General features: G+C 38.5%; 4 protein-coding genes. 1 reads left to right on the forward strand and 3 read right to left on the reverse strand.

Features of this window, described 5'->3' with window-relative positions; all coding sequences use genetic code 11:
- Window positions 1-311 precede the first annotated feature (311 nt).
- Window positions 312-1,586 carry a sugar MFS transporter gene (locus D9603_RS06905; RefSeq protein ID WP_128730761.1) on the reverse strand — a complete coding sequence of 425 codons (1,275 nt, stop codon included), beginning with the start codon at window positions 1,584-1,586 and terminating at the stop codon, window positions 312-314.
- Window positions 1,587-1,796: 210 nt separating this feature from the next.
- Here D9603_RS06905 and D9603_RS21610 point away from each other — a divergent pair, with 210 nt between their 5' ends.
- On the forward strand, window positions 1,797-1,970 hold the full coding sequence (locus D9603_RS21610) for a hypothetical protein (protein WP_161972726.1): 174 nt from the start codon (window positions 1,797-1,799) through the stop codon (window positions 1,968-1,970).
- A 251-nt stretch (window positions 1,971-2,221) separates the two neighbouring features.
- On the opposite strand, the gene D9603_RS06910 is transcribed toward D9603_RS21610, so the two are convergent.
- Both D9603_RS06910 and D9603_RS06915 read right to left on the reverse strand, forming a co-directional pair.
- Entirely contained in the window at window positions 2,222-3,349 is a 1,128-nt protein-coding gene (locus tag D9603_RS06910; RefSeq protein WP_128730762.1) for a serine hydrolase domain-containing protein, read from the reverse strand.
- A 45-nt stretch (window positions 3,350-3,394) separates the two neighbouring features.
- A complete protein-coding gene (locus D9603_RS06915) occupies window positions 3,395-3,682 on the reverse strand; it encodes a hypothetical protein (RefSeq protein WP_128730763.1) in 288 nt (95 codons plus the stop codon).
- Window positions 3,683-3,753: the final 71 nt, after the last annotated feature.

Consider the following 3,753-nt stretch of genomic DNA (forward strand, 5'->3'; position numbering starts at 1 on the left):
AAATAGATCACTTAATTAAGCAAATTGGTATTAATTCCGATAGCACCATTTTTATCAAAAATCCTAAGACTTGTCTTTGTTTATCGGCAGTAAATTCGCTAAGTTTAGATTTAAGAACAGATATCTAGCCTATTCATAAAACGATTATGATTTTTTGGAACGTTCCTACAGGTTACCGAGAATTGCGGCTATGAATACGTATTCAGTCACTATGATGATTGGAGGGGAAAATAAAAAGGTGAGCATAGCGCAGCTCACCTTTACCCTTAACCTAATTGTTAAGGGGTCTTAAAAAATTAGGCTAGGCTGTATTAATTTAGTCTTGTCTGCCATTTCTGAGAGAGCTTGATAACATTTAGACCATACCATGCGATGTAGACATAAAATACCAAAGGTACGATAAAGCTAATTTGAATGTGGAAATTATCAGCGACTACGCCCTGTAATAAAGGCACAATTGCGCCCCCTACTATCGCTAGACACAGCCAACCAGAACCTTTACTGGTCAATGAGCCAAGCCCTTCGATGGCCATAGAAAAAATCGTTGGGAACATAATTGAGTTAAATAGACCAATCGCTAATACAGCAATCATTGCGATATTGCCTTGTGTACTCATTGTCAGTGCAAGCAACAAAATAATGACCACCGCATTAAATGCTACGGCTTTAGATGGGGCAACTGTTTTTAATACCGCTGAACCAATAAAACGTCCAACCATTGCACCGCCCCAGTAATAACCAATGAGCTTAGCTGCTGCATGCTCCTTTAACCCTGCTATTTCAGGCTGTGCGAAATAATTCACTAAAAAGCTACCTATCGCAACTTCAGCACCTACATAGCTAAAAATAGCAAACACACCCATGACAAGATGTGGCGCTTGGATAAGTTTGTGGTTTTTTGCTTTACAATCTACGGCTTCAGTGTGCTCTGCAATAATTGGCAGCTTCAGGAATGCAAATACGATGGCAATGCTTAGTAACGCTGCGGCCAAAATTAAATAAGGGATCTTCACAGAATCTGCGTTTGCAGCGGCTTCCACTGTTAATGTTCCTGCGGTTCCAAATAATAAAAAGCCACCAACAATGGGTCCAACAGTTGTACCTAACGCATTAAGTGCTTGTGCAAGATTTAATCTACTTGATGCTGTCTTAGGATCGCCTAAAGCTGCCACATAGGGGTTTGCAGACACTTGCAAAATAGTGATCCCTGATGCAAGTACAAATAATGCAGATAGGAAAATCCAATATTCATGGACCACCACTGCGGGGTAGAACATCATGCACCCGAGCGATGCGACGATTAACCCTGTCATCACTCCATTTTTATATCCGAACCGTTTTACCAAATGCCCTGCTGGTAACGAGATTATAAAATAGGCACTAAAAAAACAAAATTGAATAAGCATGGCTTCAGTATAACTAAGGTCAAAAACTCCCTTCAATCTGGGAATAAGCACATCATTTAATACGGTGATAAATCCCCATAAGAAGAATAGTGTTGTCATTGCAATAAGCGGAAGTCGATAATTGTTATTCTCGGCGTTCGCGCTTGTGACGAAGGTTTGCTTTGTATTTAATTCGCTCACAAGTGATACTCCAGTTTATTTTCACTTTGATTCTACACAGTGTTACAAGAAAGTCACAAGTGATTCGTTGGAACGTTCCTATTTTTGTCTGCCTTTTGAATCTAGCTTAGTGGGTTATAGAAGAGAGACGGCTTATTACCAGAACAATTGCATTATGCGGTGGTATACCTTTATCTAATACTATAACTTACGTAACCAAGTTGGTGGGTTATGGAGAAAGCATTCGATATTTTCTTCATCATGGCGAGCTGCGATTTCGGCACTGGTTGTTGGAAACTGGATATAAAACAACAGAAGTTGCACGTTGCTTTACTGGCGTGCGTCATCAATGAGGAAAAGTGTAAAAACAATGTATATACAGACGCAATTGCACTGCTTAATTAAAAAAGCAGTATAGCAGCATAAATTTATATGAAGATAAAGTTTACGACCTTGTTTTTGGTGTAATGTCAATAAGTCTTGACTTGTAGTAAGCTAGGCTTGACTGTTAGAGGTTAAACAAATCTGATAGCCACACAAGTCGATTTCGTCCATTCAATAGCAATTTACTACCTTAATCCCGTTGCAATTTCGCCGCCTTAAGCGGTGAGTAATCGTTAGCTAAAATGTGTAGTGAAGCGGAACCGAGCCAACTGTTACGAATCCGACTTTAAGGCTTTGTTATATGCTGTTAAATGGTCAAAAATCTTATCTGAAATTGCTTCTAATTCTGGTTGAGTATTGCTACCTGCGAAGTTTGTTACGATGAAGATACCGATGTTTTTCTTCGGGTAAATGGTAAGCCAACTAGACGTGCCCATTGAGCCACCGCTTTGGTATAACATTTGTTCATTCGAATCATACTTATTTGTGTACCAATAAAATGCCGTACCATGCCCCGTCCAACTCTCATCGAGAAGTTGATGAGAAGTAGCCACTTCGGGTTCTGAGGATAGTTGATGTTGCATATAACGAGTGATTGACTCAACGTTTGAAGTTAACCCGCCACTAGCAAACCAATATCCACTGGCCAAAGGCATTTGATCACCATTTTCATCCGTTCCTACAGTAATTTCACCCGGCTTAAAGTTAGTACCTCTAAATTTCGTGTCCAGCTCTCCAGACTTAGTTGTAATTATTTCAGAAACGAGCAATTCAAAAGGCTTTTGGTAAACAGACTCCAAAATATATGCAACTAAATCAGTACCGGAGTTTGAATATTGATATTCCTCACCAGGAATAGAGTTAAGTTTCACTTTTTTGAGATCATCAAAAAAGTTGTCTCTGGAATATTTTGATATTTTTTCAAAATATGTGCCTTGCTCAATATCTTCGCGACTGTAAGCAAAACCCTGTGGAAGCCCACTAGTATGAGTCATAAGATGTCGTAAAGTTATATATTGGTTGGACAGCTCCAAATTTTTGTATTCATTACTTTTGAGGTAATGACGGATATCATTATCAAGCTCAACTTTTCCGTCGAGAATAGCTTTAGCAACAACTAAGCCTGTATAAGTTTTGGTTAAAGAGCCAATTTCGTATACTGTTTGGTTATTGGGAGTATCCCCATTACTTAATACCCCTAAATGATATTGGTAAGTATTTTCTGAATCTACAATAGAAATTGAAACCACCTGCCCAACATTTCCATCAATAAATTCAATGATCTCAGCTTTCGTATTTGACTCAAAATTAGTGGCATCATAATTTTTACAGGAAGCTAAAACTGTCATTAATGAAACTGTAAATATCAATGATATGGCTCGGGTTATTGATCTATTCACAAATACTCCTAAGTTTGTCCGCTTTTGAACTGTTTGTTAGGTGTGCTATTGCATACACATTATTTCCTCGGACTTATATGTACCGTTTTGCTGTTTGAAATGAATTTCAAACTCAGCACCACAAATATCTTCTGCGATATAACTTTTGCAGTAGAATAAATCACCATTATCAGCTTTATGCCAATTTTTAATGTCTGCTTTAAAATCTGTGTTTAACGAAGCTGGTAACTCAAGTGGTTTTTCCCAAGCTTTCAGATCGAAACTGCAGCCATTTGGTTTTGTTGCGCAACCTGATAAAAGTACAAAAATTAAAACTAAACTCCGTATTTCCAAGTGCACCTAACGCTTGCCGTAAACGGCACAAAATAGCAGGCTAAAATTTGCGACGAAGGAGCACAAGCCTG

It is taken from the genome of Pseudoalteromonas sp. PS5 (assembly GCF_004103255.1).
Classification (GTDB): Bacteria; Pseudomonadota; Gammaproteobacteria; order Enterobacterales; family Alteromonadaceae; genus Pseudoalteromonas; species Pseudoalteromonas peptidolytica.